The following is a 22,681-nucleotide window of genomic DNA, read 5'->3' as shown; positions in this document are numbered from 1 at the left end:
GAGGATCTCATGCCCACTCTCCCCCTGACCCCGGCGAATTTCGAGGCCGTCATCACCCGCCACCCGATCGTGCTCGTCGATTGGTGGGCCGACTGGTGCGGCTGGTGTACCCGGTTCGCCCCGGTGTACGAGTCGTCGGCGGAGCGGCACCCCGACATCGTGCACGGCACGGTCGACGCCGTGGCGGAAGAAGCGATGAAGAACGCGGCGGAGGTCAGCGCGTATCCGACGCTGATGGCTTATCGCGAGGGCCTGCTCGTCTACAACGAGGCGGGCTATATCGATTCCGAATCGCTCGAAGAACTGGTCCAGAACATCAAATGGCTGGATATGGAAAAGATCCGCCGGGAATTCGCCGAACAGCACGGCGCCCCGGCCGATCCGTACGGTGCGGTCGTCCCGGCCGTGCCCGGCGCGACCTCGCGGATGGCGGGACTCGCGCCGATCCCGAGTAGATATGGCTGGCCCGGCCTGTAAACCAACCCTGGAGGCGCCCGATGGAACTATGGCAGCTGGACAACACGCGCACGCGGTCGATCAGCGCCGAGAACCCGACGGGCGCTCCCGGACAGGGCGGCCGCGCGACCACCGGTACCGGCGCGCACGCGGCCCGGTTCCTCGGGGTCGGCTGGAAGGTGTCACCGTCGATCCTGCTCGACGACGGTGAAACCGCCACCCTGGCCGATATTTCCGGCCCCGGCGTGGTCCGCCACATCTGGCTGACCACCGATCGTGGTGCGCTGCGCGACATCACGCTGCGGATCTCCTGGGATGATGCGACCGAGCCCGCCATCGAGCTGCCACTCGGCTACTTCTTCTGCAACGGCTGGGACGAACTGGCCCTGGTGGAGTCGGAGATGGTGGTGGTTGCACCGGCCGGTGGCCTGAACAGCTACTGGCCCATGCCATTTCGCGAACACGCCAGGATCACTCTGGAAAACCACTCCGGCCGTACGGTTCCGGTGTACTACCAGGTCACCTACACCGAGGAAGACGTGCCGGCCACCGCCGGGTACCTGCACACCCAGTGGTCACGCCGAAATCCGCTGGGCCACCCCGCCATTCACACGGTGCTGGACACGGTCCCCGGACCGGGGCGTTATGTCGGTACCTACCTCGCGATGCGGCCCAACGCCCCCGGCTGGTGGGGTGAGGGCGAGTTCAAGTTCTTCCTCGACGGCGACAGCGAGTTCCCGACCCTCTGCGGCACCGGCACCGAGGACTACTTCGGCGGCGCTTGGAATTTCGACATCGACGGCACGTACCGCAGGTACTCCGCGCCGTACGTCGGACTGGTGCAGGTGCTGCCGCCGGACCAGATCTACGAGCCCTACCAGCAATTCGGCATGTACCGCTGGCACAAGCGCGACCCCATCTGCTTCGACCGCGAGTTGCGGGTCACCGTGCAGGCCCTCGGCTGGCAGGGGGATGCCTATCTGCCGCTGGAGAATTCGGATATCGCCAGCACCGCGTGGTACTACCGGGCCGTGCCGTCACGGTGATTCGTCGGGCTCGACCTTCAGCTCGTCGATGTCCATGGCGAGCAGCTCGTCGGCGCGGGCCAGGGCGTCGTCCATAGACGCCTGAATGCCGTCGAGCACGTCCATGCCGCCCAGCAGATCGTCGAAGTCCCGGAGCACGGACTGCACCTCCGCGACCGCCGGGTCGACCCGGTACCAGGCGACGGCGTCGTGCCACCACGGGTCCTTGTCCACCCATGCCCACATGACGTCCCGGACCAGGCGGGCGTCGGGGGTGTACACCTGGAACTGCTCGTCGGAGCCGTCGGCGCGGTGCTCGATCTCGTAGACGCCGTCGGGGAGCAGGCGGGTCTGGATGTACTCGTGTTCGCCGCGGTTGATCACGATGAACGGGCATTCCGGATCGGGCGGCTCGTCCAGCATTTCGGTGAGCAGGTCGTCGGTCAGCTCCGGTACCGGGGTTCCGGCACCGGTCCGGACATGCACGTCGGCAGGTCGGTCCGGATCGTCGGTCACCGAGCCAGTCTGCCCGATCCGGGCATCGAATACCCGAATTGCGTCGTGCGGGGACGGTTCGGGTGCAAGGTGGAGCGTATGTGTGCGGCAATGGTGGCCGGGGTGGACAGCTCTACTCAGTCCTGCAAAGTGGTGGTCTGCGCGGCGGACACCGGGGAGATCCTGCACCAGGCGCAGGCCCGGCATCCGGACGGCACCGAGGTGGCGCCGCAGGCGTGGTGGGAGGCGTTGTGCGCGGCGGGCGACGGGTTGTTCGAGCAGGTGGACGCGATCGCGGTGGCCGGCCAGCAGCACGGCATGGTCGCGGTCGACGCCGACGGGAATCCGGTCCGCGACGCGCTGCTGTGGAACGACGTCCGCTCCGCCGCGGCCGCCGATGAGCTGATTCTCGAACTCGGTGGGGCGCAGGCGTGGGCCGAGGCGGTCGGCAGTGTTCCGCTCGCCGCGTTCACCGTGACCAAGTTGCGGTGGCTGGCCGATCACGAGCCGGAGCTGGCCGACCGCACCGCTCGGGTGATGCTGCCGCACGACTATCTGACCTGGCGGCTGCGCGGCGGCGGACCGTCGAATCCGGGGCTCGAACCGACGACCGATCGCGGCGATGCCTCCGGCACCGGATACTGGTCGCCAGCCGATTGCGAGTATCGCAAAGACCTGCTCGCGCTCGGGTTTCGCGGACGGACGCCCGAGTTGCCGCGGGTGCTCGCGCCGGCCGAGGTCGCCGGGCGCACGCCGGGCGGGGCGCTAGTCGCGGCGGGGACCGGTGACAATGCCGGGGCCGCACTGGGTCTCGGGCTCGGCGAGGGCGATGTTGTGGTTTCACTCGGCACGAGCGGGACCGTCTTCGCGCGGTCCGTGGCGCCCAGTGCCGATGCCAGCGGGGCGGTCGCCGGATTCGCCGATGCGACAGGGGCGTTCCTTCCGCTGGTCTGCACGCTCAATGCCGCGCGAGTGCTCGAATACGCCGCCGACTTGCTCGGCGTCGATCTCGCCACGCTCGAATCGCTTGCCGCGCAAGCGCCGCCGGGAGCGGACGGGCTGGTGCTGCTCCCCTATCTGTCCGGCGAACGTACACCGAATCTGCCGCATGCCACCGGCAGTTTGCACGGTCTGCGTCCGGAGACCATGCGCCCCAGCCACATTGCTCGCGCCGCGTTCGAGGGGATGCTGTGCAACATGGCCGAGGCGCTCGATCATCTGCGTTCGCGAGGTACCGGGGTGCGGCGAATTCTGTTGATCGGTGGGGCTGCTCGCTCCTCGCTGGTCGCGGAGATCGCCGCGCAGATCTTCGGTGTGCCGGTGACCGTTCCGCAGCCGAACGAGTACGTGGCGCTCGGCGCGGCCCGGCAGGCGGCGTGGGCGCTCAGCGGTGCGGCGGAGCCACCGATCTGGTCCGCGCGCACGGTCGCCGAGATTCCCGCGCCGGACGCTCCGGCGATCGGCAGCCGTATCCGGGCGGAATATCAGCGGGCGCAAGGGGATCTCTACGGCAGGTCCGGCGCGGTGCCGCCCGTTCCGGCACCGCGACGCCGGCGGCGAAGTCACGAGCGGAGGACCTGAGCAATCGGTGTCGCGACCGTTGGACTGCCGCAACATCTGACACTCAATCCTGCTGCGGCAGGACGAAGTTGTTCAGCGTGTCTTTACTCCCGTTGAACTTGTCCTTGCCCCGCTTGGATCCGGAGACTTCGTACTGCACGAGGGCATACGCCTGCCAGCCCCCGGGCAGTTGCTCGGCCGTATCGGCGGAGTGCAGCAGCCACAGTGGGTTCGCACCGAATGCATGGGAATCGCCCGTGCAGGTTTTCCACCATTCGGCGGTGGTCGCGATCACCGGGTGCGGGCCCTTCGCCCGATTGATGTACGTGTTGTCGAACATTGCCAGCCAGCTGACCATCGCCGTGGGGTCGAGTCCATAGCACTTGTCCGTCTTGGAACCGTCCCGCAGGACGATGGCGCCGGGCATCGTGCGTTGGTCAGCCGCAGTCGAGCCACCGCCGCCGTGTTCGACGAAGTAATTGGCTTGGTCCATGCCGTTGCTCAGATCGGGCGCGGCAACGTGATACGCGCCGTGGAACAGACCGGCTTTGCTCGCGCCGGTGATCAGCTCATCGAACGGCGCATTGACGTGATCTCGCCCCTCGGTCGCCTCGAGGTAGGCGAACGCGGCCCCCTCCTTCTGCACAGCGGCCCAGTTGACCCCGCCGGCCGCGACGTCGATGCCTTTGATGCTGATGTCCGCCCGCGCCGCACTCGACGGCAACAGGCCGACCAGCGCCACGACACACAAGGCGGCCAGCGTATTGGACCCGACGCGCATGCATGATCCCCGTTCTCGATGATTTCCGCTGCCGCGACAGCGAGTGGACCGAGCGACCCACCGTTCTCGTATTCGTTTCTGCGCGCGGCCTGGATGGATAGGCCCATCTACGGCCAACAGGTGACCTCGGGTAACTACCCGTGCGACCATGTACTCATTACCGGTGGTATCAGATACCGGAGGGCATGGAGGCGCAGATGACGCGGTACGACGTGGTACTTCGCGGCGGGTCGGTGTTCGACGGCGCGGGCTCGCCACCGCGCACCGCGGACGTCGGCATCCGGGACGGCAAGGTCGTCACGATCAGCGCCGAACCGCTGCCGGACGGCGCGCAGACCATCGACGCGACCGGCAAGTGGGTCATTCCGGGCATGCTCGACGTGCACACCCACTACGACGCGGAGGTGCTCGGCAGCCCCGGACTCGGCGAGTCGGTGCGGCACGGCGTCACGTCGGTGGTGATCGGGAACTGCTCGCTGTCCACGGTGTACGCCGAGGCCGACGATTGCGCGGACATGTTCGCCAGAGTCGAGGCGCTGCCCTGGGACGCGGTGCATTCGGCGGTCAAGGAACACAAGGACTGGGACGGGCCGCGCGCCTACGCCCAGTCGCTCGCCGCGCGGCCGCTCGGCGCGAATGTGGCCGCACTGCTGGGACATTCGGACATCCGAGTCGCCGTCATGGGACTCGGTCGCGCGGTCGACCCACAGGCACAGCCGACCGGCGACGAGCTCAATCGCATGCGGCAGATGCTGACCGACGCGCTCGATGCCGGCTTCCTCGGCCTGTCCACCATCCGCAGCTCGTTCTCGAAGCTGGAGGGGGTGCGCTTCCCGACCAGGCAGCTGCCGTCGACCTATGCGAGCTGGCGCGAGTACGCGGCGCTGAACAAGATTCTGCGGCAGCGTAATCGGATTCATCAGAGCACGCCGAATCTCACCTCGCGGTTGGAGATCGCGCGCTACTTCGCGCAGAGTGCCGGTCGATTCCGTAAGCCGCTCAAGACAACCCTGATCGCGGGTATGGATGTCAAAGCCGATCGCACGACCGCGCGGGCCGCGATCGCGGCGGCCTGGATCGCGAATATCGTTGGCGGGGCGGCGTTCCGGTGGCAGCACCTGCCGGTGCCGTTCGAGGTGTATGCCGACGGCGTCGATCTGGTGGTGTTCGAGGAGTTCGGCTCCGGCGTCGCGGCGCTGAACATCCGCGACGTGATGAAGCGCGGCGAGCTGCTGGCCGACGAGTCCTACCGCAGGCAGTTCCGCAAGGATCTGGCGAAGAAATACGGTCCGCGGGTGTGGCATCGCGACCTCTACGACGCCCAGATCGTGGCCTGCCCCGAGGCCGAGGTGGTCGGCAAGTCGTTCGGGCAGGTGGCCGACGAGCGCGGCATCCATCCCGCCGACGCGCTGCTCGACCTCGCTGTCGCGCACGGCGCGAAGCTGCGCTGGCGCACCGTTATCGCCAACGATCGCGACGACGTGCTCGACCGGCTGCAACGCTCCCCCAACGTGCAGGTCGGATTCGCCGACTCCGGTGCGCACCTGCGCAATATGGCCTTCTACAACTTCGGCCTGCGCATGCTCGAACGCACGCAGCAGCGCGACTTCATGCCGATCGAGGCGGCGGTGCATCGGCTGACCGGCGAACTGGCCGACTGGTACGGCCTCGACGCAGGCCGCCTGCACGAGGGCGCCCGCGCCGATATCGCCGTCATCGACCCGGCAGGTTTCGACGAGTCGAGCGCCGCCTACGCCGAAACGCCATTTCCGGGTATCGCCGGACTGAATCGGATGGTCAATCGCAATGATCGGGCCGTGGCCGCCACCATTGTCGGCGGGCACGTCGTTTATGAATACGGCACCTTCGCCCCCGGCTTCGGCACCACCCTCCACGCAGGGACTTTCCTGAAACCCGTCTAGTTCGCGAGCGCGACACGCCGGTTTGAAACGCCGAGTTCCCACACTCCGGCGTTTTGACCGGTATCCGGCATAGCATCGCCGCACGGGATATACCCGACAAATCCCAATCAATTACGCGGCAGCGTCCTGCCCGGCCGAACGAATTAGTGGCCGGGGATATCTGTGGACACGGGAGGAATGGTCGCGGCGAGGAGAAACAATGACCGATACCGAGGTGCGCGCGGCGATCACGGCGGAACGGACAGAACTCGCCGAAATCTTGACCGGCCTCGCCGCCGAGAGCTGGGACGCGCCCACGCTGTGCCGGGGCTGGCGGGTGCGCGAGGTCGTCGCGCACATCACCCTGCCGTTCCGCCTGTCCGAACCACGCTTCGCGCTCGAATTGCTCCGGGCGGCAGGCGGTTTCAATCGACTGGCCGATCATGCCGCCCATCAGGACGCGGCCCGGTTCACCGCCGAGGATCTGCTGAAGTCGCTGTGGGACAACGTCGCTCACCCATGGAAGCCGCCGGGTTACGGGTTCGCGGGCGCGTTGTGCCACGACGTCATCCACGGGTTGGACATCACGGTCCCGCTCGGACTGGAGCGCAGGGTGCCGGAGGATCGGCTGCGCGTCGTGCTGGACGCGGTAAATCCCAAGAGCGTCAAGTTCTTCGGCGTCCACCTCAACGGAATCGAACTACGCGCCGAAGACCTGGACTGGAGCTACGGCTCCGGCGAAGTCCTCTCCGGCGCCGCCCAGCATCTACTGCTGGTGCTGTGCGGCCGCACGCTTCCCGACGGAACGCTGCACGGCGACAACGCCCAGCGATTCACCTGGTCCGGGCAGCACGGACGCCACCGCAAACACCTGCCCAGCCCCGCCTAGCCGCCGAGGAACAATGGCAACGCGTGCAGGCCGTGTTCACGGAATGAGGAACGCCAGCGGATTTGGTCGCGCGGTATCGCCAACTCGATTCGCGGGAAGCGGTGTAGCAGGCTGCCGAGAGCGATACGAGTTTCGAGTCGGGCCAATGGGGCGCCGAGGCAATAGTGAATGCCGTGGCCGAGGGCGAGGTGCGCGTTGTCCGGTCTCGACAGGTCGAGTGTTTCGGGATCGGGCACGAACAATGGATCCCGATTGGCGGATGCGGTACCGAGCAGCACGGTTTCGCCGGCGGGGATTCGGACGTCACCGATGGTGATGTCTTCGGTGGGAAATCGGCGGATGGCGAATTGGCTCGGGTGGGCGTAGCGGAGCAGTTCCTCGACCGCGGAATCGCTGATCGAGGGCGCGGTAACCCGCAATGCGGCAAGTTGTTCCGGGTGGTCCAGCAACGCCAGTACACCCTTCCCGATGAGCTTGACGGCATTTTCGTAGCCCGCCCAGAAGATGAGGAAGGCCAGCGAGACGAGCTCGTTCTCGGTGAGCACATCACCCGCGTCACGCACCGCGATCAGGTCGGACAGAAAGTCGTCCGCAGGCGTGGCACGTTTGGCGGCGACCAGGTCGACCATGAATTGCGCCATCTGGACGACGGCTTCTTTCGCCTGCCCCGGCTGGTTCGGATCGGGCGCGAGCAGCGCGTTGGTCCAGCCCCGGAATCGCTCGCGATCTTCGCCGGGGATGCCGAGCAGGTCTCCGATGACGGTCAGTGGCAGCGGAGCGGCGAAATCGGCGATGAGTTCGGACTGTTCACGCTCGGCGAGACGATCGAGCAGGAGGTCGGTCTCCGCCTGAATCTTGCCTTGCAGGCTGTCGACGCGCCGGCGGGTGAAGGCATGCGAAACCAAGCGGCGCAGGCGCGTGTGGTCCGGAGCGTCGATATTGAGCAGGTTCGCCTCGAACACCGGCGGGAGGGCGAAACCCGTGTACCCCGTGCTGGACGAGCGCTTGTCGATCGACAGCCGAGGGTCGGCGAGCCCCCTGCGGACATCCGCCTCCCTGGTGACCAACCATGCTTCGGAACCATCCGGAAGCACGACGCGGTGCACAGGTGCGCTCTCCCGAAGTTTGCGGTGCACCACGTACGGATCGACGAGGTAGTCCGCATCGAACGGTGCAATAGGTGAGGTCACAGCTCTACTCCGGATGCCTGGGATGGTCGCGGCGTGCGCACTGATATCCAGCCCATCATGCAGATCCCCGCCGGTCCCCGGCAAATGCGCCCCAACCACCGCCCCCGATCCTGTTGCAGGATCACGAATTTCCCGCGTCGTATGGCATCTCGCGGCGTGGCGGGGAATGATCTCGGGCGAGGAGACATGATGACGGAGACCCAGGTGCGCAAGGCGATCACGGACGAGCGGACCGACCTTGCCGAGCTGTTGGCCGGGCTCGACGCGGAGAGCTGGGATGCGCCGACCCTGTGCAAGGGGTGGCGGGTGCGTGAGGTCGTCGCGCACATGACCATGCCGTATCGGCTGTCGGGGCCGCGGTTCGCGTTCGAGATGGTGCGCGCGGCGGGCAGTTTCCATCGGATGTCGGATCGGACCGCCCGGCACGACGCCGCGGAGCTGTCCGCGGAGGACCTGCTGAAGTGGTTGTGGGACAACGTCGCTCACCCGTGGAAGCCGCCGGGTGGCGGGTTCGAGGGTGCGCTTAGTCACGATGTCATCCACGGTCTGGACATCACCGTCGCGCTCGGCTTGGACCGCAAGGTGCCCGAGGACCGATTGCGCCTGGTACTGGACTCGATCAATGCCAAGAGCGTCAAATTCTTCGGAGTTGATCTCAAAGGAATCCAGCTGCGCGCCGATGACCTGGAATGGAATTATGGGTCCGGCGAGGTCGTGTCCGGCGCCGCGCAAGACCTGCTGCTGGTGCTGTGCGGGCGCACCCTGCCCGCCGGCCGGTTGCACGGCGACAGAGCGAAACAGTTCACTCGTCCGAGCTGACGCCCGGAGATAAATCACGAGCCGCCGGCCACCTCATCGAGTTACAGTCGCCGCGTGACCTGGACCGCACCCGACCGCACCCGAACCAAGCCGCCGCTGATCGCCGACGAGCGGCCGATGTTGCAGGCCTGGCTCGACTTTCACCGCGACACCCTGCTGCAGAAGTGCGCGGGACTCGACGCGAAGCAGCTCGGAGAGCGGGCCGTCGCACCCTCGTCGCTGTCGCTGCACGGCCTGGTCCGGCACATGTCCGAGGTGGAGCGCGGCTGGTTCCGCCTGGCCGCGGCTGCCATCGACGTGGACTACATCTATTGCAGCACAGACAATCCGGACGGCGACTTCGACGACACCGAACAGGCCGACCCCGCAACCGATTTCGCGCTCTTCCTACAGGAGATCGAGCTGGCCGACGCCGCGGTCGCCGACCTGTCGCTCGAGCACACCTTCCCGCATCCCCGCCGCCCGGAACTGGTGTACAACCTCCGCTGGGTCTACATCCACATGATCGAGGAGTACGCCCGGCACAACGGGCACGCCGATCTGCTGCGCGAACGCATCGACGGCGCGACCGGCGACTGACCCGGTCAAAGCGCGTGCTCGCGGACCCACGCCGCGACCTGCGCGCGGGAATCGAAGCCGAGCTTGGTGAGGATATGGTCGACGTGGCTCTCCGCCGTGCGGATCGAGATGACCAGTTCGGCGGCGATGCGCTTGTTGCTGTAGCCGGCCGCGACCAATCGGGCCACGTCCTTCTCCCGGCGCGTGAGCTGGTCGTCGGCAACGGATTTCGGCGTCGGTAGCGGAGCGGCCTGCTCGACACCGAGCGCGTAACGCACCGCCTCGTCCAGGGTGAGCGCGGCGCCGCTGTCGAATGCCGCGCCGAATTCCTTGTCCCCCAGCGCATCATGGACTCGGAGCCGGACCTTCTCGCCGACCACATCGGTCATGGCGTGCGCGAGCCGCTGCGTACTGCCGCGCCGTACCGTCGTCGCCGCCCCCATCAGGCGGGCGGCCCGTCGCTGGTCACCACTCGCGGCCGCGGCCCAGGCCAGCCCGTCGAACGCGGAGGCCGTCCACACGCAGCGATCGAACAAGCGCAGCAGTTCGACCGCGCGCCGCAGATCCTCGACCGCCCTGTCCCCGTTGCCGTTTCGCCACTGATTCGTCCCGACCGCCCACCACGCGAGCCCACCGAGCAGATGCGAACCGTGCTCGGCGGTCTTCGCCAGGAACTGCTCGGCCAACGTGCCTGCCCGTTCGTCCTCGAGCACCATCGCGCACACATACCCGAACGCGAGACATTCCATCTCCGTGCCGTGATGCCCGCACGCGCGGGCCCGCACCGCGGCGTCCTCGGCGATTTCGAGCGCCTGCACCGGATCGGCCTCGGCGAACGCCAGCACCGACGCCAGCAGCTGCGCCTCGACCAGCACCTCTTCGGCGGCTAATTCGGTTGCTATCGCGACACATTCGGCCAGGTACTCGTACGCCGACACCGTGTCCGACAGCATGCCGGCGATGACCGAGGCGGCGGCGAGCGCCCGCGCCCGGTCGGTGGTGCGCGCGAGATCCTTGCCGAGCGCGTCCATCAGCCACCGGTAGCCCTCCAGGAAGAACCGGTAGTGCTCCCAGAACGGCCGCAGCTCGCTGGCGATCTGTAACCCGCGGTGCGCGCCGTCCGGGTCGGCGAGCGCGAATTGCAGCGCGGCACGCATATTCGCGTGTTCGCGGGTGACATCGCGGAACCAGATGACATCGGCGTCACCCCAGTACTCGACGCGCCCGCGCTGTGCGACCCGGTAGTAGTGGTCGCGGTGCCGGATCCGGAGCGCGTACTCGTCGCCATGCGCCGCCAACCGGGCCAGCGCGAACTGCCGCAGCGGCTCGAGCATGGTGTAGCGGCCGGTGCCGTCGCCGTCCTGCCGATGACTCAGCACCGACTTGTCGACCAGTCCGGTGAGCGCGTCCACCAGCGCGTCGGGCGGGTCGAGCAGGCACACCGCCTCGGCGGCGACCAGGTCGAAACCGCCGGCGAACACCGCGAGTTGCTCCCACAGGAGCTGTTCGCCGGGGGTGCACAGGTCGTAGCTCCAGCGGATAGCCGCCTCCAGGGTCTGCTGACGCTCCGGCGCGGTGCGCAGGCCGGTGGTGAGCAGACGCATGGTGTCGTCGAGGCGCTCCAGCACCTGGTCCGGGGTGAATGCCCGCAGGCGCAGCGCCGCCAGCTCCAAGGCCAGCGGAATACCTTCCAGCCGAAGGCAAATCGCCGCGAGCGCCCCGAGATTCGCCGGGGTGACCTGGAATTCGGGATTCGCGGCGGTCGCGCGGTCGATCAGCAGCCGCAGCGCGGGATTGTCCGTCGCGTCGACTTCGCCGGAGTCCTCGTCCATATCGGGCACCGGCAGCGGCGCGACCGGCAGCACCTGCTCCCCCACGACGCCGAGCGGTTCGCGGCTGGTCGCCAGCACCCGGAGGTCGGGGGTGCTGGCGATCAGCCGGTCGACGAGTTCGGCGCAGGCGCCGATCAGGTGCTCGCAGTTGTCCAGCACGAGCAGCAGGTGTTTGCCGCCGAGGTAATCGGTGAGGCCGGCCAGCGGGACGCTGGTGTCGTCGCGCAGGCCGAGCGCCTGCGCGACGGTCAGCGCCACCAGTTCCCCGTCGTTGACGTGGGCCACCTCGACCAGCCACACGCCGTCGGGAAAGGCCCGCCGCACCGCCTCGCCCACCCGCCGGGCCAGCCGGGTCTTACCGACGCCGCCCGGCCCGGTGAGGGTGAGCAGACGGGTGCTGGACAGCAGTTTCCTGGCGGCGGCGACTTCGCTGCCCCGCCCGACGAAGCTGGTCACTTCGGCGGGGAGGTTTCCTGTCACGTACCGCGCCACGCCGATTACCTTCGCACGGACGGGCGCGCCGCCGGGCGGTTTGCCCGAAGACGCCGGGCGGGTCAGGACGTCAGCATGGCCGGATAGACCGCCTCGAAGAGCTCGCGCAGCTCGGCCGCGGTGATTTCCCGGCCGGTCGCGTCGGTGTGCGCCTGCACGTGCCTGGCGAACTCGATCTGCTGAGGCCGGGGCAGGTCGATGCCGAACTCCGTCTTCAACAGGTAGGCGATGCCGCCCTTGCCGGACTGCGAATTGACCCGGATCACCGCGTCGTAGGTGCGGCCGAGGTCGGCCGGGTCGATCGGCAGGTACGGCACCTGCCAATCCAATTGGCGTTCCGGGATTCCCGCCTGCGCGGCCCGTGCGCGATGCGCGGCCATGCCCTTGTTGATCGCGTCCTGGTGGGTGCCGGAGAACGCGGTGTGCACGAGATCGCCTACGTACGGGTGCCGTTCGGCGACCGGCATGCGGGTGCAGTATTCGACCGTCCGGCGGATCTCGTCGATGTCGGCGAAGTCGATCATCGGATCCACGCCCTGCGCATGCAGATTCAAGGCGAGGGTGGTCAGATCCACGTTGCCGGTGCGTTCGCCGTTGCCGAACAGGCAGCCCTCGACGCGTTGCGCGCCGGCCAGCACCGCGAGTTCGGCGCAGGCGATGCCGGTGCCGCGGTCGTTGTGCGGGTGCACGGACAGGATGACGCTGTCCCGGCGGGCGAGGTTGCGGTGCATGTATTCGATCTGGTCCGCGTAGACGTTGGGCGTCGCGACCTCCACCGTGGCAGGCAGATTCAGGGTGACCGGGCGTTCCGGGGTGGCGTCCCACAGCGTGGTCATTCGGTCGCACAGGTCCAGTACGTAGTCGGGTTCGGTGAGGATGAACACCTCGGGCGAGAATTGGAACCGCACGTCCGGCAGTTCGTCGGCGAATTCCAGGATGTCGCGGCCACCGGCGAGGATGAGTTCGCGCAGCGCGGCACGGTCCTTGCCCAGCACGGTGTTTCGCCAGGTGGGTGCGGTCGCGGCGTACATGTGGATGACGACCTTGCGCAGTCCGCGCACCGACTCGACGGTGCGTTCGATGAGATCCCTTCTGGCGGGTGTGAATACGACGATGGTGACGTCCGCGGGCGCGAGGTCGGTCTCGGCGATCAGCCGGACGAAGTCGAAGTCGGTCTGCGAGGCGGACGGGTAGCCGACTTCGATTTCCTTGTAGCCCATGGCCACCATCAGTTCGAAGAAGCGGCGCTTGCGTTCGGGGTCCATGGGTTCGGCGAGGGCCTGGTTGCCGTCGCGCAGGTCGACCGGGACCCAGAGCGGCGCGGCGGCGATCCGCGCGTTCGGCCAATCGCGTTCGGTGAGTGGCACTTCCACCCGGTCGTAGACGGATCGGTAACGGTGCGAGGGCATCTGGGAGTGCCGCTGCGGGTTCCATCCCGGTGCGTTGCCGGGGATCGCGCCGGTGGGAGTGTTGATCGTCGGGAAAGACATGCGGTGCCTTCTGGTCGTCACGAAACGGAGGTGACCGGCCACGACAGAGCCCCACGGCGGGGGGCCGGTCGTTCAGGCCCCGCCGTGGCGGCTAAGCAGAAGCATCGTTCGCATGATGGCTAGACTATACACAACTCCTCAGACAAGTAGAGAGGTTGCGATGGTCTCGCAGGTACGCCGGCATCCGCTCGCCGCCCAGGCGGCCGAGTTGCTGATGACCCGCATCAAGGCGGGCGAATGGCCGCTCGGGCACCGGCTTCCGGGGGAAACGACGCTGGCCGCGCAGCTCGGGGTCGGCCGCTCGACGCTGCGTGAAGCGATCCGGGAACTCGCCGGCAAGGGCGTGCTGGACAGCAGGCAGGGCGCGGGCGTGTTCGTCACGGCACTGGACGCGAAGGACGACTGGGACGTGGTGCTGCGCCGCGCCACCATCGCCTCGGTGATCGAGGCGCGCATCGCCATCGAGGCGGAGGCTGCTGCCCTGGCCGCGCACCGGCGCACCCGCGCCGACCTGCGCATCCTCCGCTCCACCCTGCTCGCGCGCGAAGGACACGGCGAGCCGGTGGCCGAGCACGTCGACGCGGACATGGCCTTCCACCGCGCGGTGCTGGTCGCGGCGCACAACGAGGTGCTGGTCCAGCTGTTCGACACGTTCCTCCCCCGCCTGCGCCTGGCGATGATCGACATGCTGACGATCCGCCCGGTGCCGTCCGAACGCGCCGACCATGCCGCGCACGAACTGCTCGTCGAGGCGATCGTCGCCCGAAATCCCACGGCCGCAGCGGAACTCAGCCGCTCTCATCTGACCGCATTGAAGGAGGCATTCACGTGACCGGAGCTCCGGTGCTCGAACTGACGGACGTGACGTTCCGCCGCGAGGGCAAGAAGATCATCAACGGCATCTCGCTCACCGTGCGGGCCGGTGAGCACTGGGCGCTGCTGGGGCCCAACGGGGCGGGCAAGAGCACCCTGCTCGGTTTCTGCGGCGCGGTCACGTTTCCCACCACGGGCACGGTCCGCGTCCTGGGCGAACAGTTGGGCCGCGTCGAACTGCAACGCCTGCGCCACTCGATCGGCCATGTTAACCCGCGGCATCCGCTGCAATATCCGCTGACCGTCCGCCAGGTCGTGCTGACCGGGATCACCGCGACCATTGATACGCCCATGCGCTGGACGCCGACCGCGGATCAACTCATCCGCGCCGACGCGATCATCGACACGGTCGGCCTCACCGGCAAGGCCGGCAACACCTGGAACACCCTCTCGCAGGGTGAACGCGGCCGCACGCTGATCGCCCGCGCGCTCATCGCCGAACCGCGCCTGCTGCTGTTCGACGAACCGTCCACCGGCCTGGATCTCGCTGCGCGCGAACAACTCCTGGAAACCATCGACACCCTCGGCGACACCCACCCCGAGGTCGCGTCGGTGCTGGTCACCCATCACCTGGAGGAGCTCCCGAGCACCACGACGCACGCGTTGCTCATCGCCGACGGCCATACTGTCGCCGCCGGCCCGGCTCGGGAAACTCTCACCACCGACAACGTCACGGCCGCCTTCGCGCACCCCGTCGAGGTCCGCTACGACGGCCGCTGGAGCGCCCGCGCCGCGCACAGCAGGCCCGCCTGGCCGACCTGATCCCGGTGCGGCGCAGGGCCGCACCGGGTTTCGGGCTCAGAGCAATCCGCGCATCTTCAGGTTGGTGATGTACTTGACGATGATCGGCGCGGTGACATGCGGAATGTCCTTGTCCTGACCGACTTTCGCCTCCTGCACCGCGGCGTGGAATCGTTCGGTGGGCGCGAACGAGCCGCGGATCGGCTGCTCGGGTCGCTGATAGTTGTGCAGCAGCGGCAGCAGCGAGTGTTGCCGCTGCTGTTCCGGCAGCGCCCGCAGCGCGGTCTCGAATCTGCGCAGCCAGTCGTCGTATTCGGCGATCCGCTGGATCGAGTAGCCCGCGTCGATCAGCCAGTCGACGTACTCGTCCAGGCCGATGCCGTCGTCGTACGGGTTCATCACGTGATAGGTCTCGAACCCGTCGGTCACCTGCTCGCCGAGGGTGGTGATGGCCTCGGCGATGAAGTCGACGGGCAGGCCGTCGTAGTGCGCCCGCTGCCGGTTGCCGTCCGCGTCGGTCTCGTAGAACGAGCCGGGCGCGATGCCGGTGGCGACCAGGCTGAGCATCATCCGGGTGAACATGTCCGGCAGGTTGAGCTGGCCATCGTAGCGGTCGCTGACCAGGATCATGTCGCAGCGGAAGACCGCGACCGGCAGTCCGCACAGGTCGTTGGCCTGTCGCAGCAGCACCTCGCCCGCCCACTTGCTGTTGCCGTAGCCGTTGGCGTAGCTGTCGTCGACCGCGCGGGTCGGGCTGGCCACCCGGATGTCCGCGTCCTCGGTGAACGCCGACGGCTCGATCTGCGCGCCGACGCCGATGGTCGACACGTAGGTGAACGGCTTCAGCTTCGTGGTGAGCGCGAGCCGGATCAGCTCGGCGGTGCCCGCCGCGTTCGGGCCGAACAGCTGGCTGTACGGCAGAACGTGATTGACCAGGGCCGCGGGATCGACGATCACATCGACCGTGTCGGCCAGGCGCTGCCAGGTCTGCCGATCGAGGCCGAGGTCGGCCTCGCCCTTGTCGCCGGCGATGACCTCGAGGTGATCGGCGGCCAGGTTTCGGTAGTGCCGCAACAACTCCGGGTCACCGCTGTCGAAGGTCTCGTCCAGCCGGGCGCGAGCCGCGGCGTCGTCCTTGGCCCGCACCAGGCAGATCAGTTTGCCGTCGACCAGAGACAGGCGCTCGAGCCATTCCAGCGCCAGGTAGCGGCCGAGGAAACCGCTCGCGCCGGTCAGCAGGACTGTCCGTATCTCGGCGCTCGGACGCGGCAATGCCGGTGCGGCGGCGAGCGTTTCGGCGTCGATGAACTTGTCCAGGGTGAGATTACCGGCATGTGCTTCGGTGGCATCGCGGCCGTGCACCGTGGCGAACGTGGCTCGCTTCGAGCCACCGGTGCGTTCCGCCTCGATGTAGTCGGCGATGGTCTGCAGATCGGTCGCCGGGCTGACGATGACGCCCACCGGCACGTCGAGGTCGTAGATCTCGTGCAGCAGATTGGCGAAGGTCAACGCGGACAACGAGTCTCCACCCAGGTCGGTGAAGTGCGCGTCGGGCCGCCGATCCGCGGTCGAAGCGCCGAGCAGCGCGCCGGCTGCCCGGCTGACCGTCTCCAGCACCGGACGATCGGCTCCGTCGCGGCGCAGCGTGCGCAGTTCGTCGGCCTGCCCTTCGGCGAGCTCGCGGTAAAGCTGTTCCAGCCGATCACCGTAGTGCTCTTTGAGTTTCGGCCTGGCCAGCTTGCGGATGCCGGTGAGCAGGCCGTTCTCCAGTGTGAACGGCGTTGTCTCGATGAGCAGTCCGCGCGGGATCTCGTAGGACTGCAATTCGGCGGTGCGCGCGACCTCTTGCAGCGAGTCGCTGATCAGCGATTTCAGCGCCTCGACGTCGCCGCCGGTGCGCGCCGACGCTTCGGGCGTGGGCACGACGACCGCCAAAAGATAAGCGCGCGCACTGTTTCCGTAGATGTAGATCTGCTGCACGACCGGGCTGCTGTCGAACACCGCCTCCAGCGTGGATACCGTGACGAACTCGCCCTGCGACAGCTTCTGCACGTTGTTGCGCCGATCGAGGTAGACCAGCTCGTCCGGGCCGATCTCGGCGACGATATCGCCGGTCCGGTAGTAGCCGTCCGCGTCGAACACGCTCGCGGTGACCTCGGCTCGCTTGTAGTAGCCGGGGAACAAGTCGTTCGACTGGACCAGCAGCTCGCCACGCGGATGCGGCCGGTCGGTGCGGAAATAGCCGAGGTCGGGCACGTCGACCAGCTTGTAGTCGGTGATGGGCGGACGGCGCACGTGCCCGTCGATGAACACGGCACCGGACTCGGTCGAGCCGTAGCCTTCCAAGAGATGCAGGTCGAGATAGGTTTCGACGAACGCGCGCAGCTCCGGGGAGATCGGCGCGGACCCGGTGAGCGCCGTGACGAACCGGCCGCCGAGCAGCGACCGGCGCTGATCCGCCATCACCTCTGCTTCCAGCTCGGCCCGATCGGCGCCGTCGGCGGAGCGCCGATCCAGCTCGCTGTGGAATTCCTGGAACAGCATGTCCCAGATCCGCGGCACGAAATTCAACTGGGTCGGCCGCACCAGCGCGAGATCCTCCAGCAGCGTCGAAAGATCGCTCCTGGCCGCGAAATACGCGGTGCCGCCGGTGCCGAGCGTCCAGTACAGGACGGCGCGGCCCATGACGTGGCTCATCGGCATGAAGTTGAGCGTGATCGCGGGGGTCGAACCCTCTTGTCCCCAGGCGGCTTTGGTCGACCTGCGCCAGAAGTTGGCGACCAGTCGTTCGGTGTACATGGCGCCCTTGGGTGCGCCGGTGCTGCCGGAGGTGTAGATCAACAGCGTCAGCGGGTCGGCCTCGTTGGGCACGAAATCCGTTGTGGTCACATCTTTTCCACGGTCCAGAACATCGGCGAAGCTTTCCAGCACCGCCGGGCTGCCCGCTGCGGCCAGCCGCGCTCGGGCCGCTTCGAACGCCTCGCGCTGCGCGTTCACCTGCGGCAGATAGTCGAACACGACCAGCCGCTCGGGTGCGGCGGCCAGCGCGAGTTCGACGGCGTCGGCGAGATAGTCGACGCTCGAGGCGAGTACCCGCGGTTCGGTCTCCTCGACGATCGGGCGCATCTGGGTGACCGGCGCGCTGGTCTGCAACGGGACCGACACCGCACCGAGCGGGATCAACGCCAGGTCGATCGTTGTGTAGTCGACGCTGCTGAAGCCCAGGATGCACACACGATCACCAGGTCGCACGACGCCCGCGAGCGCTCCGGCGAAGGCATCGATGCGTTCCGACAGCTCGCCATACGTGACGGTGTCGAAACTATGCTGTAGTTCAGTAGAGACGCGCCCGGTCGCCTTGTCTTCGACGAACCGCACGGCGCGTTGCCCGAGCGCGGGCCGCTCCGCGTAACCGGACAGTGCGGTGCGCACCAGCTGCGACAGTCGCAGGCCGGGTTGCTCGAGCGCCGCGGTCACCGCCTCGTCGGGCAGGGCGCTGACGAACTGTGCGTCCGTGGCGTGCAAATCTGCGATGCGGCGCGCGAGCCGCTCTTCACGGGAATCTATCGACATAAGGTCCACCTCCACGACCAGCAAAAACTTGACGGGATCAGGTAGAAACTCGGCGGCGCGATACGCGCCCGCCGTTATTACCTTAGCAAAACTAACGTCTTTGTTGGCTGGGAGTCTGCTGTGAAGACCGCGGGGGGGCAACGCAAATCGCGTCGTCGCAGCCACGCGGGAAAAATCCGGGGAGAATCTTCGGCGAGATGTCGATTCGGGCGATAGCCGTTCGATGCAGTGAGGTGAGGATCGACCGATCTTGACGACGACGAGCAAAGGACCGCAGATGCGCTACATGATGTTGATCCACGTCGACCCGACCACCGCGCCGGAACCGGACGAGGCGATGTTCGAGCAGGTCGGCAAGGTGATCGAGGAGATGACCAAGGCGGGCGTGCTGCTCGACACCAACGGCCTGCGCCCGGTCACCGAGGCGACCAGGATCAGCCAGAGCGGCGGCAAGCAGACCATGCTGGACGGCCCGTTCACCGAGTCCAAGGAGGTCGTCGGCGGCTACTGCATCCTGCAGACCAAGTCCAAGGACGAAGCGATCGAGTGGACCTCGCGCTTCCTCGGCGTGCACGGACCGGAGTGGGACATCGACATCGAGATCCGGCAGATCGACGAGCCGGCCTGATCGGCCATGCGGATGAGCCCCGACCGGTCGCCGGAACAGACCCACCGCGCCGTGGAAACGGTCTGGCGGATGGAATGGCCGCGACTGGTCGCGGGGCTCACCCGCGTCGTCGGCGATATCGACGCTGCCGAGGAACTGGCCCAGGACGCGCTCGTCGCGGCGCTGGAACAGTGGCCGCGCGACGGCGTGCCGCCGAACCCCGGCGGCTGGCTGATGCTCACCGCCAAGCACCGGGCAATCGACCGGATCCGCCGCACGCAGAACTTCACCCGCAAGCTGGCGGTGCTCGGCCACGCCCTGGTGACCGAGCAGCCGGCGGATCCCGAACCCGACGCCGCCGTCGAGGACGATCTGCTCCGGATGATGTTCACCGCCTGCCATCCCGTGCTGTCCGAGCAGGCGCGGGTGGCGTTGACGCTGCGACTGCTCGGCGGCCTGACCACCGAGGAGATCGCCCGCGCCTTCGTCGTCCCGGAATCCACTGTGGCGCAACGCATCGTCCGGGCGAAACGAACCATCGCCGCGAAGCAGGTGCCCTACGAGGTACCCGAGGGCGCCGAGCTGACCGAGCGGCTCGGCTCCGTGCTCGCGGTCGTCTATCTGATTTTCAACGAGGGGTATACGGCGACCGCGGGCGCGGACTGGATTCGAATCGAGCTGTGCCAGGACGCATTACGACTCGTCCGCATCTTGGCCGAGCTGCTGCCCACCGAACCCGAGGTGCACGGCTTGGCCGCGCTGCTGGAGTTGCAGGCGTCCCGGCTCCCCGCACGCACCGGCCCCGCGAAAGATGTTGTCCTGCTTGCCGATCAGAACCGGTCGCGCTGGGACCACCTGCTGATCCGCCGCGGATTCGCGGCGTTGGCGCGCGCCAACACGGCCGCCCGCGACCGCGACCTACCGCCGGGCAGCTATGCGTTGCAGGCCGCGATCGCCGCCGTGCACGCCATGGCGGCCACCCCGGAAGACACCGACTGGCGGCGCATAGCCGGCCTGTACGCCGTTCTCGCCGAACGCTTCCCATCCCCCATCATCGAACTCAACCGCGCGGTCGCGGTAAGCAGGGTCCACGGCCCCGCCGCTGGCCTCGACCTCATCGACCCACTCGCGGGCGCACTGAACACCTATCACCTCTACAACGCAGTCCGCGGCGACCTCCTCGCCCAACTCGGACGCCAGGAAGAGGCACGAGCCGAATTCCGCCGAGCCGCCGAACTCACCGCCAACGAAGCCGAGCGAACTCTGCTGCTCGACCGCGCGGCACGCGATGAGATCTGACATCGCTGATGCCGCGCTGTCGCCTGCGTAGTTCCTCAGTCCTTGGGCGCTACTCGGATACGGTTGCCGTCGGGATCGGCCGCGAGAAAAGTCCGGCCGAAGCTGGCATCTCGGGGTTTCTCCAGGATCGTCACGCCCTTGGCTCGCCACTGCTCGAACATCGCGTCGAGCTCGTCAGGTCCGCCTTCGATCGCCAAGCAGACCTCACTCGTGCGCGGCACGCTCGCGGTCAGATGCTCGATCCGCCCGGACCACAGGGCGAGATCAGCGCCCGGCCCCAAGTCGAAGGTGATGTATCCCGGAGTCTCGAACGCGGGGCGCAGCTCGAGCAGATCGCCGTAGAAGCGAGCCGCGGCGGGCGCGTCGTTCACATAGACGATGAACACGACGGATGCGGTCATAAGTGGTTCCCTTTCCTGCGGTTTCTGTGTGCAACCACCACCTTGGCCGGGATATGCGCCGGATTCCGGCGTAATTATTTGGCAGAGTTGGCCGGTGACGCCTGACCGCTTCTTCTCGTTGATGCTGCTCCTCGAACGACGAGATGCCGTGACCACGCATGATCTGGCGGCCGCGCTCGGTGTGTCGCTTCGAACCGTCACCCGGGACCTGAATTGGCTGCGCGATGCGGGCCTGCCGGTCCTCGCCCAGCGCGGTCGCACCGGCGGCGTGACCATGCTCGCCGGAACGGGGTATGACCTGCTGCGACTCACGCCGGCCGAGCGGGATCAGCTGTCGCTGACGGGTTTGGATGACAAGCAACGCGCGGATCTCGACGCATCGGCCGACAGTCGTCGCGCCCAGTCGAAGCTCGCCACGCTGCGCTCCCCCCGCGCCGACGGGCTGTTACCGCTCAATGAGGTCGTGCACGTCGATAGCAGTCCGTGGCTTCGCCCCGGGCCGTCCGGCACCTCGCCGGCCGCGCTGATCGGATCGATACGGCGCGCGCGCCGACTACATATCGAATACGAAAGCTCCAGCGAAGCAAGGCATTACGACCTGACCGTCGACCCCTACGGGCTCTTCGCCAAGGCTGGGACGTGGTACCTCATCGCCGATTGCGACCGCGCGCCACGCATGTATCGCCTGGAGCGCATCACGAACTGGGCAGAAGTCGATCGCCCGCGACGCATCCGCAGGAATCAGACCCTGGGCAGCGTGACGGCCGCGCTCCTCGACCGGTGGCAACACGAGCATCTGATCGAGGTCCGGGCCACCGTCGAACAGGCCCAGTTCGAGCGCGCGCAACGGATCTTCGGGCCACGACTGATCCGGCACGACACCCGGACAGACCCCACCGCGGTGCAGGTCAAGATCTGTTTCATCCACCTCGAGGACGTGCGCGCGCTACTGCCGTTCGCCGGCGCCATCACCGTGCTCGGTCCGCCGGAGGTGCGAATCCGCCTGCGCGAGCTCGCCGACGAGATCGTCCACCGCTACGCCGACGTCCGGCCCGCAACCCCTGGTCACCTGACGTGAGCTGCGATGACCCGGGCGCAGGCCAGGGACTCGGTCAGGGTTGTGTCGACTTCCAGGTCGTAGACCATGCCCTGGTGGACCACTTCTGCCTGTGAGGCAGCCATGCCGGGGACCCGGTCGCCGCGAGCGACCTCGCGACCCGCGGCGACGGCGCTGTCGCAGCGGACACCGACCCACAGCACGCTCAGTCCGGCTACGGCTTTCTGCCAGCGCTGCTGTGACGACGCGCCGCCGAGGAAGACCTCGTCGACGATGATCCGGCCGCCGGCCCTGGCCATCGCGGCGATCCCCTCGATCCACGCCGCCTCCAGGCGCAGGAACTCCAGCCCGATCCGCACCCCGCCGTCGGCGGCGAACTCGATCCCCGCGCCGGCGGCCCGCAGCGAAACGGGCAGGGCCTCGATCAAGGTGTCGACCCCGAAGGTCAGCCAGGCATCCGGCAGGACCGCCTGCAGACATCGGGCGATACCGGACTTCCCCGAACTGGAGCCCCCATTGAGCACGATCACCTGAGTCGTCACGTCGTCACGTTAGAGGCGACACCAGCATGCCTCCAACAAATTTCGCCAAATGCCGCCCGCCGTTCACGTTTACGGGCAGCGCCCTAGTCCGGTTGTAACG

Annotated in this window: 19 protein-coding genes and 1 pseudogene; 12 read left to right on the top strand and 8 right to left on the bottom strand. The window is 67.6% G+C overall.

The genetic code is table 11. The annotated features are described in order from the left end of the window. Positions 1-9: 9 nt before the first annotated feature. Complete coding sequence (locus F3087_RS38730) at positions 10-477, top strand: thioredoxin family protein (protein ID WP_150407133.1); 468 nt, start codon at positions 10-12, stop codon at positions 475-477. Between the two features lie 20 nt (positions 478-497). Next, complete coding sequence (locus F3087_RS38725) at positions 498-1,502, top strand: glycoside hydrolase family 172 protein (RefSeq protein ID WP_150407132.1); 1,005 nt, start codon at positions 498-500, stop codon at positions 1,500-1,502. On the opposite strand, the gene F3087_RS38720 is transcribed toward F3087_RS38725, so the two are convergent. Next, on the bottom strand, positions 1,494-1,997 hold the full coding sequence (locus F3087_RS38720; protein ID WP_150407131.1) for a hypothetical protein: 504 nt from the start codon (positions 1,995-1,997) through the stop codon (positions 1,494-1,496). The genes F3087_RS38725 and F3087_RS38720 overlap by 9 nt on opposite strands. A 78-nt stretch (positions 1,998-2,075) precedes the next feature. Here F3087_RS38720 and xylB point away from each other — a divergent pair, with 78 nt between their 5' ends. Beyond that, complete coding sequence (gene xylB, locus F3087_RS38715; RefSeq protein WP_150407130.1) at positions 2,076-3,557, top strand: xylulokinase; 1,482 nt, start codon at positions 2,076-2,078, stop codon at positions 3,555-3,557. Positions 3,558-3,600: 43 nt separating this feature from the next. Here xylB and F3087_RS38710 read toward each other — a convergent pair whose 3' ends face one another. Then, a complete protein-coding gene (locus F3087_RS38710) occupies positions 3,601-4,317 on the bottom strand; it encodes a GH25 family lysozyme (RefSeq protein WP_191094350.1) in 717 nt (238 codons plus the stop codon). Positions 4,318-4,514: 197 nt separating this feature from the next. Here F3087_RS38710 and F3087_RS38705 point away from each other — a divergent pair, with 197 nt between their 5' ends. Next, positions 4,515-6,239, top strand: a complete 1,725-nt coding sequence (locus F3087_RS38705) for an N-acyl-D-amino-acid deacylase family protein (RefSeq protein WP_150407128.1) — start codon at positions 4,515-4,517, stop codon at positions 6,237-6,239. A gap of 199 nt (positions 6,240-6,438) precedes the next feature. Further along, the gene (locus F3087_RS38700; RefSeq protein WP_150407127.1) at positions 6,439-7,107 is read left to right on the top strand and encodes a maleylpyruvate isomerase family mycothiol-dependent enzyme; all 669 of its coding nucleotides are present in this window, start codon (positions 6,439-6,441) and stop codon (positions 7,105-7,107) included. On the opposite strand, the gene F3087_RS38695 is transcribed toward F3087_RS38700, so the two are convergent. After that, positions 7,104-8,297 carry a cytochrome P450 family protein gene (locus F3087_RS38695; RefSeq protein WP_223885681.1) on the bottom strand — a complete coding sequence of 398 codons (1,194 nt, stop codon included), beginning with the start codon at positions 8,295-8,297 and terminating at the stop codon, positions 7,104-7,106. The genes F3087_RS38700 and F3087_RS38695 overlap by 4 nt on opposite strands. Positions 8,298-8,486: 189 nt before the next feature. Between F3087_RS38695 and F3087_RS38690 the strand changes: the two genes are divergently transcribed. Together F3087_RS38690 and F3087_RS38685 are read left to right on the top strand one after the other, a co-directional pair. After that, a complete protein-coding gene (locus F3087_RS38690) occupies positions 8,487-9,116 on the top strand; it encodes a maleylpyruvate isomerase family mycothiol-dependent enzyme (protein ID WP_150407126.1) in 630 nt (209 codons plus the stop codon). Positions 9,117-9,170: 54 nt separating this feature from the next. After that, the gene (locus F3087_RS38685) at positions 9,171-9,695 is read left to right on the top strand and encodes a DinB family protein (protein ID WP_223885680.1); all 525 of its coding nucleotides are present in this window, start codon (positions 9,171-9,173) and stop codon (positions 9,693-9,695) included. 5 nt (positions 9,696-9,700) lie between these two features. Here the strand turns inward: F3087_RS38685 and F3087_RS38680 are convergent, their stop codons facing one another. Both F3087_RS38680 and F3087_RS38675 read right to left on the bottom strand, forming a co-directional pair. Then, positions 9,701-11,998, bottom strand: coding sequence for an ATP-binding protein (locus F3087_RS38680; protein WP_223885679.1), 2,298 nt, complete (start codon positions 11,996-11,998; stop codon positions 9,701-9,703). A gap of 83 nt (positions 11,999-12,081) precedes the next feature. Then, positions 12,082-13,407, bottom strand: a pseudogene (locus F3087_RS38675) (2-isopropylmalate synthase); the annotation flags it as partial. Positions 13,408-13,648: 241 nt separating this feature from the next. On the opposite strand from F3087_RS38675, the gene F3087_RS38670 reads away from it, so the two are divergent. Next, positions 13,649-14,320, top strand: a complete 672-nt coding sequence (locus F3087_RS38670; protein ID WP_150407124.1) for a FadR/GntR family transcriptional regulator — start codon at positions 13,649-13,651, stop codon at positions 14,318-14,320. Continuing rightward, complete coding sequence (locus F3087_RS38665) at positions 14,317-15,123, top strand: ABC transporter ATP-binding protein (RefSeq protein ID WP_150407123.1); 807 nt, start codon at positions 14,317-14,319, stop codon at positions 15,121-15,123. The genes F3087_RS38670 and F3087_RS38665 overlap by 4 nt, the downstream gene beginning before the upstream one ends. Before the next feature lie 36 nt (positions 15,124-15,159). Here the strand turns inward: F3087_RS38665 and car are convergent, their stop codons facing one another. After that, the gene (gene car / locus F3087_RS38660; protein ID WP_150407147.1) at positions 15,160-18,675 is read right to left on the bottom strand and encodes a carboxylic acid reductase; all 3,516 of its coding nucleotides are present in this window, start codon (positions 18,673-18,675) and stop codon (positions 15,160-15,162) included. 277 nt (positions 18,676-18,952) lie between these two features. On the opposite strand from car, the gene F3087_RS38655 reads away from it, so the two are divergent. Both F3087_RS38655 and F3087_RS38650 read left to right on the top strand, forming a co-directional pair. Next, the gene (locus F3087_RS38655; protein ID WP_150407122.1) at positions 18,953-19,303 is read left to right on the top strand and encodes a YciI family protein; all 351 of its coding nucleotides are present in this window, start codon (positions 18,953-18,955) and stop codon (positions 19,301-19,303) included. A 12-nt stretch (positions 19,304-19,315) separates the two neighbouring features. Next, positions 19,316-20,581, top strand: a complete 1,266-nt coding sequence (locus F3087_RS38650; protein ID WP_150407146.1) for an RNA polymerase sigma factor — start codon at positions 19,316-19,318, stop codon at positions 20,579-20,581. A 35-nt stretch (positions 20,582-20,616) separates the two neighbouring features. Here F3087_RS38650 and F3087_RS38645 read toward each other — a convergent pair whose 3' ends face one another. After that, entirely contained in the window at positions 20,617-20,982 is a 366-nt protein-coding gene (locus F3087_RS38645; protein WP_150407121.1) for a VOC family protein, read from the bottom strand. 94 nt (positions 20,983-21,076) lie between these two features. Between F3087_RS38645 and F3087_RS38640 the strand changes: the two genes are divergently transcribed. Next, on the top strand, positions 21,077-22,060 hold the full coding sequence (locus F3087_RS38640; protein WP_150407120.1) for a helix-turn-helix transcriptional regulator: 984 nt from the start codon (positions 21,077-21,079) through the stop codon (positions 22,058-22,060). Here F3087_RS38640 and cpt read toward each other — a convergent pair. Then, on the bottom strand, positions 22,048-22,581 hold the full coding sequence (cpt, locus tag F3087_RS38635) for a chloramphenicol phosphotransferase CPT (RefSeq protein WP_150407119.1): 534 nt from the start codon (positions 22,579-22,581) through the stop codon (positions 22,048-22,050). The genes F3087_RS38640 and cpt overlap by 13 nt on opposite strands. Positions 22,582-22,681 lie beyond the last annotated feature (100 nt).

The sequence above is a fragment of the Nocardia colli genome, from assembly GCF_008704205.1.
GTDB classification, from domain to species: domain Bacteria; phylum Actinomycetota; class Actinomycetes; order Mycobacteriales; family Mycobacteriaceae; genus Nocardia; species Nocardia colli.
The sequence above is the reverse complement of the archived record's forward strand: the minus strand, read 5'-3'. Positions and strand labels throughout refer to the sequence as shown.

Excerpts from the sequence above, each read along its gene's own strand:
- F3087_RS38700 (WP_150407127.1), top strand. The coding sequence starts at position 6,439 with ATGACCGATACCGAGGTGCGCGCGGCGATCACGGCGGAACGGACAGAA.
- F3087_RS38710 (WP_191094350.1), bottom strand. The coding sequence starts at position 4,317 with ATGCGCGTCGGGTCCAATACGCTGGCCGCCTTGTGTGTCGTGGCGCTG.
- F3087_RS38725 (WP_150407132.1), top strand. The coding sequence starts at position 498 with ATGGAACTATGGCAGCTGGACAACACGCGCACGCGGTCGATCAGCGCC.
- car (WP_150407147.1), bottom strand. The coding sequence starts at position 18,675 with ATGTCGATAGATTCCCGTGAAGAGCGGCTCGCGCGCCGCATCGCAGAT.
- F3087_RS38705 (WP_150407128.1), top strand. The coding sequence starts at position 4,515 with ATGACGCGGTACGACGTGGTACTTCGCGGCGGGTCGGTGTTCGACGGC.
- F3087_RS38645 (WP_150407121.1), bottom strand. The coding sequence starts at position 20,982 with ATGACCGCATCCGTCGTGTTCATCGTCTATGTGAACGACGCGCCCGCC.
- F3087_RS38655 (WP_150407122.1), top strand. The coding sequence starts at position 18,953 with ATGCGCTACATGATGTTGATCCACGTCGACCCGACCACCGCGCCGGAA.
- F3087_RS38650 (WP_150407146.1), top strand. The coding sequence starts at position 19,316 with ATGAGCCCCGACCGGTCGCCGGAACAGACCCACCGCGCCGTGGAAACG.
- xylB (WP_150407130.1), top strand. The coding sequence starts at position 2,076 with ATGTGTGCGGCAATGGTGGCCGGGGTGGACAGCTCTACTCAGTCCTGC.
- F3087_RS38730 (WP_150407133.1), top strand. The coding sequence starts at position 10 with ATGCCCACTCTCCCCCTGACCCCGGCGAATTTCGAGGCCGTCATCACC.
- F3087_RS38670 (WP_150407124.1), top strand. The coding sequence starts at position 13,649 with ATGGTCTCGCAGGTACGCCGGCATCCGCTCGCCGCCCAGGCGGCCGAG.
- F3087_RS38690 (WP_150407126.1), top strand. The coding sequence starts at position 8,487 with ATGACGGAGACCCAGGTGCGCAAGGCGATCACGGACGAGCGGACCGAC.